14 protein-coding genes are annotated in these 15,948 nt (G+C 60.9%); 3 read left to right on the top strand and 11 right to left on the bottom strand.

Features of this window, described 5'->3' with window-relative positions:
- Nucleotides 1–17: 17 nt before the first annotated feature.
- The 4 genes from PHF15_RS04085 to PHF15_RS04100 form a co-directional block, all read right to left on the bottom strand.
- Complete coding sequence (locus PHF15_RS04085) at nt 18–1,277, bottom strand: cation:proton antiporter (protein WP_300119162.1); 1,260 nt, start codon at nt 1,275–1,277, stop codon at nt 18–20.
- Nucleotides 1,274–1,909: a tripartite tricarboxylate transporter substrate-binding protein gene (locus tag PHF15_RS04090; protein WP_300119163.1), complete on the bottom strand. Its 636-nt coding sequence runs from the start codon at nt 1,907–1,909 to the stop codon at nt 1,274–1,276. The genes PHF15_RS04085 and PHF15_RS04090 overlap by 4 nt, the downstream gene beginning before the upstream one ends.
- A gap of 178 nt (nt 1,910–2,087) precedes the next feature.
- Nucleotides 2,088–3,029, bottom strand: coding sequence for an RNA polymerase sigma factor RpoH (gene rpoH / locus PHF15_RS04095; protein ID WP_300119164.1), 942 nt, complete (start codon nt 3,027–3,029; stop codon nt 2,088–2,090).
- 172 nt (nt 3,030–3,201) lie between these two features.
- Nucleotides 3,202–4,371 carry a hypothetical protein gene (locus PHF15_RS04100; RefSeq protein ID WP_300119165.1) on the bottom strand — a complete coding sequence of 390 codons (1,170 nt, stop codon included), beginning with the start codon at nt 4,369–4,371 and terminating at the stop codon, nt 3,202–3,204.
- 175 nt (nt 4,372–4,546) lie between these two features.
- Here PHF15_RS04100 and PHF15_RS04105 point away from each other — a divergent pair, with 175 nt between their 5' ends.
- The 3 genes from PHF15_RS04105 (at nt 4,547) to PHF15_RS04115 (ending at nt 7,270) form a co-directional block, all read left to right on the top strand.
- A complete protein-coding gene (locus PHF15_RS04105; protein WP_300119166.1) occupies nt 4,547–5,359 on the top strand; it encodes a class II glutamine amidotransferase in 813 nt (270 codons plus the stop codon).
- Nucleotides 5,360–5,364: 5 nt separating this feature from the next.
- Complete coding sequence (locus PHF15_RS04110; RefSeq protein WP_300119167.1) at nt 5,365–6,330, top strand: AEC family transporter; 966 nt, start codon at nt 5,365–5,367, stop codon at nt 6,328–6,330.
- Between the two features lie 142 nt (nt 6,331–6,472).
- Nucleotides 6,473–7,270, top strand: a complete 798-nt coding sequence (locus PHF15_RS04115; protein ID WP_300119168.1) for a class I SAM-dependent methyltransferase — start codon at nt 6,473–6,475, stop codon at nt 7,268–7,270.
- A 24-nt stretch (nt 7,271–7,294) separates the two neighbouring features.
- On the opposite strand, the gene priA is transcribed toward PHF15_RS04115, so the two are convergent.
- From priA to PHF15_RS04150, 7 genes are all read right to left on the bottom strand, one after another.
- Entirely contained in the window at nt 7,295–9,463 is a 2,169-nt protein-coding gene (priA, locus tag PHF15_RS04120) for a primosomal protein N' (protein ID WP_300119170.1), read from the bottom strand.
- Between the two features lie 361 nt (nt 9,464–9,824).
- Nucleotides 9,825–10,934, bottom strand: a complete 1,110-nt coding sequence (hemE, locus tag PHF15_RS04125; protein ID WP_300119172.1) for a uroporphyrinogen decarboxylase — start codon at nt 10,932–10,934, stop codon at nt 9,825–9,827.
- A 58-nt stretch (nt 10,935–10,992) separates the two neighbouring features.
- On the bottom strand, nt 10,993–12,180 hold the full coding sequence (locus tag PHF15_RS04130) for a cytochrome b/b6 domain-containing protein (RefSeq protein ID WP_300119174.1): 1,188 nt from the start codon (nt 12,178–12,180) through the stop codon (nt 10,993–10,995).
- Nucleotides 12,181–12,230: 50 nt separating this feature from the next.
- Nucleotides 12,231–12,716 carry a diheme cytochrome c gene (locus tag PHF15_RS04135; RefSeq protein ID WP_300119176.1) on the bottom strand — a complete coding sequence of 162 codons (486 nt, stop codon included), beginning with the start codon at nt 12,714–12,716 and terminating at the stop codon, nt 12,231–12,233.
- A gap of 10 nt (nt 12,717–12,726) precedes the next feature.
- Nucleotides 12,727–13,116: a DUF1924 domain-containing protein gene (locus PHF15_RS04140; RefSeq protein WP_300119178.1), complete on the bottom strand. Its 390-nt coding sequence runs from the start codon at nt 13,114–13,116 to the stop codon at nt 12,727–12,729.
- A gap of 39 nt (nt 13,117–13,155) precedes the next feature.
- The gene (locus PHF15_RS04145; protein WP_300119180.1) at nt 13,156–13,617 is read right to left on the bottom strand and encodes a cytochrome C; all 462 of its coding nucleotides are present in this window, start codon (nt 13,615–13,617) and stop codon (nt 13,156–13,158) included.
- Between the two features lie 113 nt (nt 13,618–13,730).
- Nucleotides 13,731–15,893 carry a thioredoxin family protein gene (locus PHF15_RS04150; protein ID WP_300119182.1) on the bottom strand — a complete coding sequence of 721 codons (2,163 nt, stop codon included), beginning with the start codon at nt 15,891–15,893 and terminating at the stop codon, nt 13,731–13,733.
- Nucleotides 15,894–15,948: the final 55 nt, after the last annotated feature.

The raw sequence follows: 15,948 nt of genomic DNA on the forward strand, positions 1-15,948 counted from the left end.
AACGCGCTGCGGTCAGTTCAGGCCTCTTGCTGCGGTTTTGGCTGAGTTGTCACATCGACAGCGTCCGCTTGCGCCTGCGCGACGTCTGCCTGCAGGCTGTCGCCCGACCAGCGCAGCGCCTTTGCGCTGATGGGCGGGCCTATCGTTTCAAGCACTGCCACTGCCGCCAGAATGACCGAACTGACCACCGCGCCTTGCTGTTGAAACAATGTGAGTGTGGTGTCGGCCAGGCCAATGGCCAGCCCGGCCATTGGGATGAGCAGCAAACCGGTCGTCGCGGCCTGCCGGTTGCTGGCCGCAAAAAATTTGGCCGTGAGGCCCACGCCCAGCCATTTGGCCAGTGACCGGCCCAGCACCAGCACCAGGGCGGCTGGGGCGTACTGGACCATCTCGGATACATGCAGGTTAGCCCCGGCATAGACAAACAGGGCAATAAAAAACAGCTCGAACGCCGGGCCGAATTCAAGATTGGCAATCAGCTCGGTGCGCTCGATGCTGCGCACCACGATGCCCAGCACCAGCGGTGCAAACAGCGTCGAAAGCTTGAGCGTGAGGGCCGCGCCCAGCGTGAAAGCCACTGCGCCCACCACCAGCGCCAGGTGGTACTGATGTGCCTCTTTGGTCTTGCGCGCAGCCAGGTGCAGCGCCATGCCCATGACGCCACCAAGCAAGGCCGAGCCCAGCAACTGGTAAACGGGACCGCCCAGGATCGTGACCATGGGCGCATCGGCGTTGCTGTAAAGCAGTGGCAGCAGCGCGCTGAAAATCAGGAAAGCCAGCACGTTGTTGAGCGCCACCAGGCTCTTGGCGCGCTCTGTCACCGGACCGCTGGCGCCGAGTTCGTTGGCCACGTGAATCAGCACCGCTGGCGACGATGACACGGCAATGGCGGCAATCACGGCCGCTGCCAGTCCGTGCAGGCCCATCCAGTCCATGCCAAAAAACACCACGACGAAGGTCAGCGTGCTTTCCAACAGCGAGATGACGATCAGGCTGCGGTCATGCACGAGCTGTTTGATGTCAAGCGACAAGCCGAGGCGGTACAGGATCAGGCCCAGTGCCACGTCGATGATGATGCGCGAGTCGGCCAGCGCCACATAGTCCACCAAGCCCAGCACATTGGGCCCGGCAATCAGGCCCACCAGCATGAAGCCGGTGATACTGGGTAGCCATGGCCAACGATGCGTGACAAAGCCGCCCAGTGCGCCGCAGAACAGCAAAAAACCGAAATAAAACAGTGTGTTCGATGTCAGGGGCCAGTCGGGCAGAAAATTCATGGGCAGATCCGATGAGGGGGCGGGAGGCGTGTGCCACCGCAATGAGAGAAGTATCGCAGCCACGGGCCAGAGCCTGCGCGCCTTGAACTGTTACTGGTTCGCTTTGCCAATCGTCGTGATGATGCCACCAAACAGCAGGGTATCGGCCTGAATGCTTTTGGCCAGCCTTGGGCATTCAGCTTTTGCCGCACCTCCGGCGAGCGGGCCATGTCCCTGACAGGGACTGCCAGTTTGGCGACCAAGGCCGGTGGCATCGACTTGGGCGCGGCCACCGCGTTCCAGATTTTCAGGTTGAAGTCCGGCACGCCCACTTCCGCCATGCTGGGCAGCTCAGGCACCAGCGCGCTGCGGCCACTGGAATCGACGCCAATGGCGCGTAGCTTGTCGCCCCTGACCTGCGCCATGGCCAAAGCGGGCGGCAGCATCGACAGTTGCAACTGTCCGCCGATCATGGCGGTGGCCACATGGTCGGCGGCGATGTGGCCACCGGCACCCACCTTGTTTTCGACGATCACCGGCTGGCCAAGGGCTTTAACCAGGGGTTCGGCCAGCGTACGTGCCGTCAGGTCGGGCGAAGAGCCGCCAGGGAAACCCACAATGATGCGCAGCGGCTTGCTCCGCCAGGCAGGCATTTTTGAGGTATTTTGAGCTGTTGAGAACAGCGGCAAGGCGCTGGCAGCGCTTGCAATGACGGCAAATCTGATCCACTGACGGGGCATGGTGCCTCGTCAGAAAAATACCCCTGAAGCTGTGGCTGTCAGGGGTATGGTGGCGCAAAGGCACGGGAAATTTGGTGGCGTCACCAGCCGCTCAGGCAAATTCAACCAGCGCTTTTTTCATCTTTTTCATGGCGGCCACTTCGATCTGGCGAATGCGTTCGGCGCTGACACCGTAGACGGCGGCCAGGTCGTGCAGCGTCATGCCACCGGAGTTGTCGTCGTTCACTTTCAGCCAGCGTTCCTCCACGATATGGCGGCTGCGTTCATCCAGCGTATCAAGCGCCCGGGCAATGCCGTCGCTGGCCAGCATGTCGCGGTGCTGCGCCTCCAGCATTGCGGTGGGTTCGTGCGCGGCATCGGTCAGGTAGGCGATCGGACCGAAAGCGTCTTCGCCGTCGTCGGAAGGGCTGGGGTCGAGCAGAACATCACCACCGGCCAGGCGCGCTTCCATTTCGATCACTTCTTCACGCTTGACGTGCAACTCGGCAGCCATGGCATCGATCTGGCCAGGGTTTAGCGTGTTGCGGTGCGTGTCCAGGTCGGCGGCAGCATCATCACTGTGATAACGCTGCTTGATGGAACGCAGGTTAAAAAACAGCTTGCGCTGTGCCTTGGTGGTGGCGACCTTGACCATGCGCCAGTTTTTCAGGATGTACTCGTGAATTTCGGCCTTGATCCAGTGCATCGCGTAGCTCACCAAGCGCACGCCTTGGTCCGGATCGAACCGCTTGACGGCTTTCATCAGGCCCACATTGCCTTCCTGGATCAGGTCGCCATGCGGCAGGCCATACCCCAAGTATTGGCGTGCGATCGACACCACCAAGCGCAGGTGCGACAGCACCAGCCGCCCTGCAGCCTCCAGATCATTGTCCTGACGCAATTTGCGTGCGTAGGACTGTTCTTCTTCCAGGGTCAGCATGGGCATGCGGTTGACCGCCGAGATGTAGGCATCCAGATGGCCCAGTGCAGGCACCACCGACCAAGGGTTCACCAAGGTCAGGGGATTGCCGGTAACGCCAGTATTGACAGTCATGCCAGAACTCCTTGTTGCTTGAGGTTGTAATATTAGCACTCTCTTTGAGAGAGTGCCAATTGAAAAGTTCAATGCATCAGGAAGCAGGCTCAGCCTGCCAGGCAATGAGCAATCAATGGGAAGTGGTCGGCCATGGCTGGCTGCCGGCTGGTGACATCCGGGGGGCCCTGCCTCAGGGGGAATCCTTGGGCAAGGTGAAGTCCAGATCCAACGGTTGTGATGGGGCGGGCTTAACGCGCCTCGGTGCCGCAGCGGTCGAGCTGTCGTCAGATGCTGGCGCAGCGTTGCTGGGCTGGAATAGCGCCGCCGCCAGTTCGTCATTGGAAGGATGTTGCCACCAGTCGTTTTTCGATGAAGCCAACTTTCCCTGTCTCTGCCAGAGCCATGCCAAACCGGCCAGACAGAGCAGTACCAGGGCCATCAGGCCGTAAACCAGAGTGATGGGAAGTTGCTGCCCCTTCGCTTGTTGGAGTTTGCCGCGCAGTTCAAGCAGGGAGCGGTCATTTTTAGCCGCGATTTCCTGCATTGCCTTGAGGTCGGCTTGCAGCGAGGCTATCTGCCTGCTTTGCAGAAGCGCGTCCTCGGTCGGCGCAAACAGCATGGTGGTGTCCAGCGTGTCCATTCGGTCGGAGAGGATTTCCAGGGGGTCGAGTTTGAGCATCGACGTGGCTGGCTGGGTGATTGTTTTTTGGGCTGCGCGCGTGACCTTCGCCTTGGTTTTCTTCTTATTTCGTGTTTTGGCGGTTTTTTTGGACTTGGATTTGGTCTCGGCCTTCGGCTTGGATGCCGATGCCTTGCTGGCGGACGTGCCCGCAGCAGTGCGTTGGGGTGAGGCTGCAGTTCCAGACGCACCAGCCGCCTTCGGCACGGCGGACCGGGCTCCGGCGGCAGGCAAGGTGTTCAGCGGTACCAGTGGCGCACTGATGCCAGGCGGCAAGTCGGCCAGCAGGACGTAGCGGCGCATCTGGCTGGCACCACAAGTGCTGCGGACCTGAATCGCCACGACCGGTTCGGTCACAACGTCTGGCAATTGCAAGCGCAGGGTTCGGGCTTGAAAAGTGATGTGAGGCGCATTTTGAAGTGCCTCGGCATAGCGGATGTCGGCGCGCACGCATTCCGCAGAAATCGCTTCGTTCTGATCGGCCTGGAACGCGATGCGCACGTCCAGCGGCATGCCGATCCATGCATCACCTTGCAACTCTCCGAGAGTCAGCGCCTGCGCTGCCAGAACCGAACCCGTCGCCAGCACTGCCAACGACCTGGCAAGGCTTTGCAGATGGATTTTCAAGGCAGCTAGTCTCCTGTTTGTTGTGGGCCAGGCCCTGTCAATATTTTTCAGCACGGCGCAACGCAGACATTGTGTCCGTCATAATTCAAGCCTGTAATTTTCGACAGCATAACCGGAGTTGATCGCCACGGTCGCCATGACGCGCAAAGCGACGGTTTTGCATCTGAAAATAGCGCTTTGGGCACATGCCACGTGGCCTGCCCCTTACCTTCAAACAGGCCCGGATTTTATGTGCCAACTTTTGGGAATGAACAGCCACTTGCCGGCCAGTCTGACGCTGAGTTTTACCGGGTTTTCGCAGCGCGGCGGCTGCACCGATCATCATGGCGATGGCTGGGGCATCGCTTTTTTTGAGAGCGATTGCGCCACCACTGGCAAGGGCATCCGCCATTTTGTGGACAAATCCAGTGCCGCCACTTCGCCCATTGCGCAGATGCTCAAAAGCTATCCCATTAAGAGCCACAACGTGGTGGCGCATGTACGCAAGGCCACCGTGGGGAAGGTGGCGCTGGAAAACTGCCACCCGTTCGTGCGCGAATTGTGGGGCCGCAACTGGGTTTTTGCTCACAATGGCGACCTTAAAAATTACGCCCCCAAACTGCATGGAAGTTTTCACCCGGTGGGCAACACCGACAGCGAACTGGCCTTTTGCTGGCTCATGCAGGAACTCGCGAAGTCGCACGCCGATGTGCCTTCGGTGGCCGAACTGAGTTGCACCCTGCGCGAACTGGTGCCGCAAATTGCCCGGCATGGCACCTTCAATTTCTTGCTCAGCAACGGCCAGGCCTTGTGGGCACACGCCACCACCAAGCTGCATTACGTGCTGCGTGCGCATCCGTTTCATCAAGTGCACCTGAAGGATGAGGATGTAAGCGTCAACCTGGCCGAACTCAACAGCCCGCAAGACCGCCAGGTGATCGTGGTGACCGAGCCCCTGACCACCGATGAAACCTGGGTCGCCATGCCGGCCGGTGACCTCCATGTGTTTGTCGATGGCATGCTGGCCGATTGCAGTACGACGGGCCTGGCGCTGGTGGCTTGACTGGCGTGCTGCAAATCTTTGTCATTACCTTTCCCTTTTTCGCGCTGGTGCTGTGCGGTTATCTGGCTGCGCGCAGGGGCATGCTACCGATTGAGGCTATTCCCGGGCTGAATGGCTTTGTGCTGTTTTTCGCCCTGCCGTGCATGCTGTACCGCTTCGGCGCCAGCACGCCGATCGGGCAACTGCTCGACGCGGGTGTTTTTGCCACCTGGCTGCTGTGCGCCCTGATCACGGTCGGGTTCACCGTGGCGGTCAGCCTGAATGCCCGCATCGGCTGGAACGACGCCTCATTCGGCGCGCTGGTGGCGGCGTTTCCTAATTCGGGCTTCATGGGCGTGCCTCTGCTGGTGGCCATCATGGGCGCTGTCTCGGCCGGGCCGGTGATCCTGACCATGGTGATCGACATGATCGTGACCACCTCGCTGTGCATCGCGTTGTCGCGCCTGGACGGCGCCGACGAGCACGGTGCCGCCAAGGCATTCAAAAAAGCCCTTAAGGGCGTGCTGACCAACCCCATGCCGTGGGCGATTTTGCTGGGCGCGATGGTTTCTGTGCTCGGCTGGCAGCCACCCAAACCGGTGGCGCAAACGATTGGCTTGCTGGCCGATGCGGCCTCGCCGGTGGCGCTGTTCACCATCGGCGCCGTGTTGGCGCGTGCGCAAATGCTCTCCAAGGCGGGCCATGCTGCGGTGCCCGTGCTACGCGACTATTTGCCGGTGGCGCTGTTCAAGCTGTTTTTGCATCCGCTGTTGGTGCTGCTGGTGGGTGCCGGGCTGATCAGTCTGGGGCTGCCGCTGTCGCGCTTTGCCCTGACGGTGATGGTGCTCACGGCGGCCTTGCCGAGCGCCAGCAATGTGTCGCTGCTGGCCGAGCGCTTCGGCGCCGACAATGGGCGCATTGCCCGCATCATTCTGGTCTCCACGGCGGCTGCGTTCGTGACCTTCTCACTCGCCGTTTCACTGATGGTCTAGGCCGATCGCGATGACTGTTTTCCCCTGGCCTCTTCGCTTTTTGATTTAAATCAACACAGGGTTTTCTCATGGGCGTGTAATCGACCCTGGAATTTTTGCTTCGCCCTGATTGTTTCTTCCCCCCGCTATTTGAAAGAACGCAATGTCTGCCTGGTTTTCTTATACCGTTTTCACCGTGGTGGTGGTGCTGGCCAGCACCGCGCTGTTTTTCTTCACCTTGACGCGCGGCGCGCTGCTCATGCGCGGTGCCATGGGGCGGCTGTCGCACGATGCATCGCACGTGTATCCCATTTATTCCAATATGCGCCTGATTCGTCTGATCGATTGGCAGCCGATCATTTCAGCGATTCTGCTGTTTCAGTACAGCAACCTGGTGTCCATCATCGTGCATGGCCTGCGCCGCGATCAATTACAGGGCAAGCAGGTATTGATCACTTCATGTGCCTTTGGCAACGTCATGCCGCGCGTGACGCAGGCCGCCATTGACTCAGGCGCCAGCAAGGTGCTGGTGGCTGACATCATTCAGAATGAGCTCGACCATGCCGAACGCAAGTTGACCGCGCATGCCGACAAAACCGTTTACACGCAGGATAACGCGATTGCCATGAAACAGGCAGACTGCTCCGTCAGCGCCAACGTCATGTTTTTCCTGTTGCATGAATTGCCACACCATCTCAAGGTGGAAGCGCTCAATGAAGCCATGCGGGTGCTTGAGCCAGGCGGCAAGCTGTATCTGGGAGAATTTCACAGACCCCGCCCCTGGGTTCTGCGTGCCCTGAGCTGGACCTATTTCAAGGTGTTCGAGCCCTTTGGCCTGGCGTTGTGGAACACGCATGACCCAGTGCTGCAATTGCAAGCCATGCCCGGCGTAAGCTGTGAGCGCCACACCGTGTTTTTTGACAACTTCCAGGTGATCGTGGCGACCAAAGCCGCCGCCTGACCAAAGCCACTTCTGACTCACCGCTCAGATATTGAGCGGATCCACATCAATCGCCCAGCGCGTCACACTTTTGCATTCGGGTAAGTGCCGGGTGATGTGCAGCACGTCTTGCCAGGCCGTCAAAAACCGCTGCAGGGCGACGCGCGACGGGCTTTCCACCAGCATTTGCGCGCGTTCCACATCGGCAATGCGCGCGATGCTCATGGGCACGGCGGGATAGAGCGTGAGTTGCGTCAGCAGTTCGGCAGTGTCGGCTCGCCCGGCGGCAGCTTGGCTGGCCAGGTTCAGGAAGCCTTGCGCCGCCTCTTGGCTTCGGGCGTCGGCGCGCACCAGCGCCTGAAAGCTGAAGGGCGGCATGGCTGCTTGCTGGCGCTCCTTCAGTTGCGAGGTGGCAAAGGCGGGGTAGTCGTGCTGCTTGAGCGCCTCATACAGCGGGTGCGTGGGGTGAAAGGTTTGCAGCCACATTTCACTCTGCTTGGTCACGGTCTCGTCGCGTCCGGCCCGGCCTGCGGCCTGCATCAGCAGGCTGAACAGGCGCTCGGGGGCGCGAAAGTCGCTGGAAAATAGCGCGTTGTCGGGATTCACGGCCGCCACCAGCGTGATGCGGCGAAAGTCGTGCCCCTTGGCGATCATCTGCGTGCCCACCAGCACATCCACGTCACCCGTGTGCACCTGTGCCAGCTGTGATTCGAGCGCGCCTTTGTGGCGCGTCGTGTCGGCGTCGATGCGCACGATGCGCACAGATTGGCCGTCCGGGCGGCGGGTGTCCGCCAAGTGCTCTGCCAAGAGCTCTTCGAGGCGCTCTGTTCCGCGCCCGATTGGCGCGATGTCGGGGTTGCCGCAGGCGGGGCAGGCGCGCGGTACACGCTCGCTCAGGCCACAGTGGTGGCAGCGCAGGGTGCGGTCAATCTTGTGAAACACGCGGTAGGCGCTGCAGTGCGGGCATTCGCTTTTCCAGTCGCAGTCGGTGCATTGCAACACCGGGGCGTAGCCGCGCCGGTTCAGAAATACCATGCTTTGCTCGCCGCGGCCAATGCGCTGGGCGATGGCGGCCAGCAGCGGCGGCGAGATCACGCAGGACTTGGGCTGGTGGTTCATGTCCACCCGGCGCACCAGTGGCAACTGGCCACTGCCGATGCGGCTCGGCATCTCAAGGCGGAGGTAGCGCCCGCCCTCTGCCGCCGGGCGGCTGTGGTGCCAGCTCTCCAACGACGGCGTGGCCGAGCCCAGCAGCACCTTGGCGTCTTCCAGGCGGCCGCGGTAAATGGCCAGGTCACGCGCCGAGTAGCGCGCGCCCTCGCCGCTTTTGTAACTCGGGTCGTGTTCTTCATCGACGATGATCAGTTTCAAGTGGGGCATGGAGGCAAACACCGCCATGCGCGTGCCCAGCACAATGCGGGCCGCGCCGCTGTGCGCCGCCAGCCAGCTGTTCAGGCGCTGCGCCGGCGTCATGCCGCTGTGCATTGACACCACGGCAGCTGCTCCGTAGCGGCTGCCAAAGCGTGCCTTGAAGCGGTCTTCAAGTTGCGGTGTCAGGTTGATCTCAGGCACCATCACCAGCACCTGCGCATCGTTTGAGGCGGCCAACAGTTCGGCGGTGCATTGCATGAACACTTCGGTTTTGCCGCTGCCCGTGGCGCCGAACAGCAAAAACGGCCCGTGGCTTTGGCGAAATTGGTTGAGCACCTGGCACTGCTCGGCGCTGAGCACGACCGGATGGCTGGCGCTGTCGTCATTTTCAGATGGCCCTGGCAAAGGGTCTTTGGGGGCAGCAAAAGCCACGGCGGCCGCTTTCGCGAGTTTTTTCAGTTTGCGCGCCAGTTGCATACTGCTCAGGTCGCGAAGTTGAGGCGGCAGGGCGGCCAGCGCCACTTCGCCTGCTGCGCGCTGGTAGTAGCTGGCAGCAAAGCTGATCAGCGTGCGCCAACTGGCGCTCAGGGGTGGCAGGGCGTCGAGCGCGGCGGTAATCGGGCGCAATCTGGCGGGGTCGAGCGCGGCGTCGGTGGGTTGTGCCGGGTGGCGATCCCACACCACACCGAGCAATTCGCGCTGGCCCAAAGGCACACGTACCAGGGTTCCTGGTGGCAGCAGAGCGTTGCTCAAGTAGCTCAGCGCCCCCGCCATCTGACTGTAGGCCGGGGTGTGCAGCAGCACCTGATGCAAGGCGGTGATTGGCGCGGGTGGTTGCGGCATTTTGTTCAAGTGAACTTGCGGAAATGACGTTAAGTGCTTGATTTTGAGAGTATTTATCTGTCATCCAAGTTATCTGTGGATAACTTTGTTGATAACAGGCCATGAATGCCTGCGAGTCCTTGAAAATCAAGGCCTCGCTTAAGCTGCACAGAAAAAAGGCACTTTAAAAAATGCTTGTAAATCAATGGTTTGCAATCGCTATGGCTTTTGTAGCGAGAGGTCGGGTACCCCATCGCTTTGCTGCATTGCATCACCAATTTTGTGCATAAGTGACAAATTATTTTGTGATTTATGCTTCAAAAAACTAAAAAAAGTGCTAACAGTCCGGCCGGGACGCGCTGTGGAGCGGCCGGGTCCGTGATCAGCAGGCGTCACGCATCTGGCGCGAGTGGCTGTGCACTGCCTGCACCAAGGCAGCCACATGCTCGACCGGGGTGTGCTGGCTGATGCCATGCCCCAGATTGAAGATGTGCGTGGGGCCGGTGTCGGCGCCGCGGTGCGGGGTGCCAAAGGCGTTGAGCACCTTGACCACCTCGGCTTCGATTTGTGCCGGCTGGGCGAACAGCACGTTGGGGTCGAGGTTGCCCTGCAGGGCTTTGCTGCCACCAACGATGGCGCGGGCCTTGGTCAGGTTCACGGTCCAGTCCACGCCGAGCACGTTGCAGTCGAGCTGTTCCATCTCATCGAGCCACAGGCCTCCACCCTTGGTGAAAACGATGCTCGGAATGCGCGCGCCGTTGTATTCCTTGTGCAATTGCCCCAGCACGCGACGCGTGTAGGCCAGGCTGAATTCCTGGAACGCGCCGTCGGCCAGCACACCGCCCCAACTGTCAAAAATCATCACCGCCTGGGCGCCGGCTTCGATCTGGGCGTTGAGGTACTGCGCCACCGAATCGGCGTTGATCTGCAAGATGCGGTGCATCAAGTCCGGGCGGCTGTACAACATGGTTTTGACCAGTTGGTAGTCGTCGGAGCCGGCGCCTTCGACCATGTAGCAGGCCAGCGTCCAGGGGCTGCCGGAAAAACCGATCAGCGGGATGCGCCCGTTCAGGGCCTTGCGGATCGAGGTGACGGCATCGAAGACGTAGCGCAGCTTGTTCATGTCGGGCACTTCGAGCTTGGCGACCGCCGCCTCGTCGCGCAGCGGCGACGCAAACTTGGGGCCTTCGCCCAGTGCAAATGACAGCCCCAGGCCCATGGCATCGGGCACAGTCAGGATATCGCTGAACAAAATGGCGGCGTCGATCGGAAAGCGTTCGGTGGGCTGCAGCGTGACTTCGGTGGCATAGTCGGTGTTCATGGCCAAGCCCATGAAACTGCCGGCCTTGGCACGGGTGGCGCGGTATTCGGGCAAGAAGCGCCCGGCTTGGCGCATCATCCAGATTGGCGTGTAGTCGGTGGCTTGGCGCAAACAGGCGCGCAGGAATGTGTCGTTCTTCAAGGGGGCGTAGGGTGAGGTGGTTGAGTTCATGGCGTAATTGTCGCACCGTGCAACGCCCAAAATGCGCCAGAGCGGCAAACCCTGCGTTTCAAGGCCTGGATGCTGCGGGACTCGCCGCCGTTGCAGGGGCTTTGGGGATGTGCATGGCGCCGTCTTCAAAGGTGCCGTCGTCGGCGTCGGCGTGGCAGGATGCGCAGTTGGTTTTGCTCATCACCAGCGGGTTGGCCCAGTCAGAGGCGGCAATTTCGCGGTGTTTTTGCATCCAGTAAGGCGTCTCAGTGATGCGCAGCGGCGTCTCCCCGGCCGGGATCGACTGCTCGATCTTGAATGCCGCTTCTACCGCATGCTTTTCCGCCGCGTTGTCGACCATGAACTTCAGCACCGCGGCCACCGTGGCGGCGTCCAGCCCGAGGTCGGTGCCGAAATGCTGGTCTTGTTCGGTCATGATTTTTTGCCAGGATCGGCTCGGCAGAAGCGCCGGGTAGAACACCGCGTGGCAACTGCCGCATTCGTCACGCCACAGGTGGTTATCTGGCAGGCTTTTACCGACAAATTTCACGTGGGGCTCTTCGCCCGTGCCGTTTTCCAGATTGATGTGCCAGGACTGGTTATCAATTTGCCGATCGATGGCATAGGCGAACCACCAGCCGCCAAAGCCCAGCATGGCCAGCAGCATCAGTGCTGCCACCCAAGTGCGCGGCTTGGCTTGTGGCGTGTCGGGCTTGGCCATCTTGAAGCCGGTGACCATGGAGCGCGCCAGATTTTCCTGATGCAAGACGCTCTCCACCACGACGCCCGTGATGTGGCCGAAGACCACCACCAACATCAGATTGGCGCCAACTTCGTGCAGCTCTTTCAGCCATTTGATTTGCGCAAAGCTGAACCAACTGGCGGCGATGCCTTGTTGCTCGTCGCCGCCCAGGGTCAGGATGCCGGTCAAGCCCACCGCCACCGCCATGGCCAGCAAGATATAAATCGCCAGGCTGCCCGTCGGGTTGTGTCCCACGTGGCGTGGTGCCTTTCGGGTCGCGACTTGCTTCAGGTAAGCAAGCGCCTCGCTGGGGCCAAACCAGAAACTGGCAAAACGCGAATAGTGGGAACCGGCAAAGCCCCAGATCAGCCGAAAGACCACCAGCCCCAGGATCAAATAGCCGAGGAATACATGAATCGAACGCCAGCGGTCGCCCTCGCTGGTAAGCCAGGCGAGCGCAAAACTGCTGGCTAGCGTCCAGTGAAACAGGCGGGTCGGAAGGTCCCAGATCAGGGTGGGTTGCACTGAATCAGGCTTTCATGGCTGCTTGGCTTGTGCAGGCCAAGGGCTTTACCTTATTGCGGAATCCGGATGGATTTTTCATCAAAATTACCCTTGTCGGCGGCGTTGTGGCAGGCCATGCAATTGCCCGGACTCTTGACGGATTCACGCTTCCAGACGGCAGGCGCAATTTCATTTTTGTCGTAATGCTTGGCCTTGAACCACTCGCCCTCGGTGATGCGCAACGGCGCGGCGCTTGAGGTCCAGCGGTTGGAGGCGTATTTCAACAGGTAGTCGGTGATTTCCTTGGCATCTGCGGCCGGTAGCGACGCATCGGTGCCAAAGTGCTTGTCCAGTGAGTTCATGACTTTCTGCCACGAGGCGGCCGGCAGCAAACCGGGCGGGTAGGCCATGTGACAGCCGGCGCATTCTGCCGCCCATTTGGCGTTGCCTTGAGCGGGCATGACCGGTTTGCCGCGGTCCTCGCCGTTGTATTTGGCGCAAGCCGCCAACGAAGTGGTCGCCAGCACAGCCAGCAGCAAAGGTGTGATGAATCTCATGGGGAATTCCTTATTTGACCGACAGCATGTAGCTCACGAAGTCGCCTTTTTCTTGGGTGGTGCAAACCCGGCCAAGGGCGTCGTTGCAGTTGCGCTTGAACCATTTTTCAACCTGCGCGGCATCAGTGAAGCGCTTCGGGTTGACGCTGGGCGCCATCGGGTCGATAGCCTTGTTGGTCTTGGCGTGCTTGCCCACATTCTTGGGCGAATCGGTGTGGCACGATGCGCAGGACAACTGGTTCGGGCCCACGGTTTTGTACAGTTTTTCTCCCGAGGCGGCACTAAAAGTGCCTTTGGTCTCGGCCTTGTAGCCGTCGAGAATGGTGTTGGCGCCGGCCGCCAGGGGCAGGGCGATGGCCAGGCAGGCAAGCAGGTGGGAGGCGCGGAATTGAATGTTCATGAAATGTCCTTGAAGTGAAACGGGAAAATTGGCGCTGGTCTAGCGGGGAATGCGAATCTTGTGCTCGTTGAAGTCGCCCTTGACGGCATCAACGTGACAGGCCTGGCAGTTGGCCTTGCTCTTGATGGAGGCGCGCTGCCAGACCTCGGCCTTGACATGGTTGGTGCCGTGCTTGCGGGTGAACCAGAACGACTTGGTGATGCGGTTCTCGGGGGGTGCCTCGCCCTGTTCTTTCGAGTTGGCAATGATCCAGTCGGAAATCTCTTTTTGATCGGCTGGAGACAACGAGGCATCGGCACCGTAATGCTTGTCAAGTGAGTTCATGACCTGCTTCCAGGACGATGTAGGTAGGAAATTGGGCCGGAAGGCGATGTGGCAGGCGGAACATTCCTGTTCCATTTTGGGATGCAGGGCTGGCTGATTGCCACCGCCATCGGCCAGGGCCAAGGTGCCGCAGCCCAACAAGCTCAGACTTAAAGTGATGGATTTGAAATACGTCATGATCGAACCCTTTTGAAACATGGGTTCAAGCGTAAACGCAAAGCCTTAAGAATTTCTTAGCTGAGCGGGTGCGGTGGTTGATCAAGATCAACCTACCCTGATTGTGCCGCGGGCTAGAGCGTCGCCAGCGCGCCGCGTACCTCACCTACCGACAGAATTTCCGACAGCACCACTGGTGCGTGACCCGTCTGGTAAAGCACATACACCGGCACACCGTTACGCCCCAGTTGCGCCAGCGCGGCGGTGATGGCTGGGTCGCGGCGCGTCCAGTCGGCGCGCAGCATAGTGACTTTACGGGCCGCGAAGTCGGCCAAGACCTCAGTGTTGGCGAGCGTGGTTTTCTTGTTGTACTGGCAGGTCACGCACCACGCCGCGGTGAAATCCACAAACACCGGAGCGCCCGATGCCAGCACCTCCTCCACCTTGCCAGGCGCCCAGGGCTGCCACAGCGCCGTGCTTGCTGTGGTGCTGCTACTTTCCAAAGGTTTGGTGACATTGTGACCAATGGAACCCAGCAAAAACGCCAGGGCCACGCTGGCCAGCGTCGCCATCACCACGCGGCTGCGGCCCTGCAAGCCCAGCGCCCAGATCACCAGCGCCAGGCTCAGCAGCAGCGCCAGCAGGGCGGCGGCGCCATCGATGCCGCTTTGCTGGCCCAGCACCCAGACCAGCCAGACCACGGTGGCAAACATGGGGAACGCCATAGCGTGACGGAAGGTGTTCATCCATGCCCCTGGACGCGGCAACTGGCGCGCCAGTGCAGGTGACCAACTGGCCGCCAGATAGGGCAGCGCCATGCCGATCCCCAGGGCCGTAAAAATCGCCAGCGCCTGCATCACGGGCAAAGCCAGCGCCAAGCCCAATGAGGCGCCCATGAAGGGCGCGGTGCAGGGCGAGGCGATCACCACCGCCAGAATGCCCGATAAAAACGCATCCACCGACGGGTTTTTGGCTTCCAGTGCGGCCACGCTGCCGGGCACGAACTGGCCGAATTCGAACAGGCCCGACAGATTGAGCCCGATCACGGTGAACAGCACCGCCAGCGCCGCCACCACGGCGGGCGACTGCAGTTGAAAGCCCCAGCCCAGTTGCTCCCCGGCGCTGCGCAGCGCCAGCATCAGCGCGCCCAGGGCGACGAAAGACAGTACCACGCCCGCGCTGTAGGCCAGGCCACCGATGCGCTGGCGGCGCTGGTTGGCGCTATGGCGCGCAAAGCCCACTACCTTGATGGCCAGCACCGGAAACACGCAGGGCATCAGGTTCAGAATCATGCCGCCCAGCATGGCCCCCAGCAGCGCGACCCAGAGCGAGGTGGGCAGACTCAAAGGGACATTTGAGGACGGATTGATCCCTGACGGGTTCAGAGCCGCGTTTGTTGCGTCTGCCACCGCCGTGGTCGCATCAGCGGGCCAATCGCCACTGACTCTGGCCTGGGTGACAAAGCCCAGCCGCTCCTGGCCCACTTGTCCGGCTATCACCAGCGGCATCACCGCCGGGCTGGCACCGCGGTGCTTCGCGATGGGCACGGCAGCCGTCCACACGGGACCCTGCCAGCTTTGCGTCCACTGGGCCGCCGTTTCGATGATTTCAGGCGTTTCAGGGAAAAGGTCGAGGGTTTTGCCCTGCAGGCTGGCGGGCAGGCCGGCCACGGACACGTTGAGCACACGATCCGTCACGGTAACGCTGCCGGGCTCAGTGAGTGCCATGGGCTGTGCCCTGAAGGTGGCATCGAAAACCGTGCCGTTGCTGGCGGTGGATCCCTTGACCGGAAGGCGCAGCACAAAAGTGCCGTCTTGCGGCACGCATTCGAGCTTGCACACCAGCCAACTGGCTTGGAGTTTGACTTCAAGTTCGGGATTTAAAACAGAGGGTTTGAAATCCGGCGTGATGGTCAGTGGCACCGGCAACAGCACGCTGCCGTCATAGCCATAGTTGGCCAGGTTGCCAATCGGAATTTTGACCGGCAGCGGCCAGGCAATGTCGCCGGCCAGCACGCCGGTGGGCAGCGTCCAACTGAGCATGGTGGCCTGGCCGGAGTCGCCCGAGTTTTTCCAGTAGGTGTGCCATTCGGGCTGGTGTTTGAGCTGCAGGCCGACCCAGACCGTCTTGCCGGGCTCGATGCCATCGGGTGCATGGGCCATCAGCTCGGCTTGTACCTGCTCGGTGGTCACGGTATTTTTTGCGGTCTCTTGCGCTCCGGCACCTGTGACCAGCGCACAAAAAGCGATGAAGAACAAGGCCGCAAAAGACGGCAGCAGGCGTTTCAGGTGAGTCATGACGTGGTAGGAGGCGGGGCGGGTCGTGAAGTTCCGCAGGGTGGCGCTGCGCGGG

This window comes from Rhodoferax sp., from assembly GCF_028689295.1.
In the GTDB taxonomy this organism is placed as follows: domain Bacteria; phylum Pseudomonadota; class Gammaproteobacteria; order Burkholderiales; family Burkholderiaceae_C; genus Rhodoferax.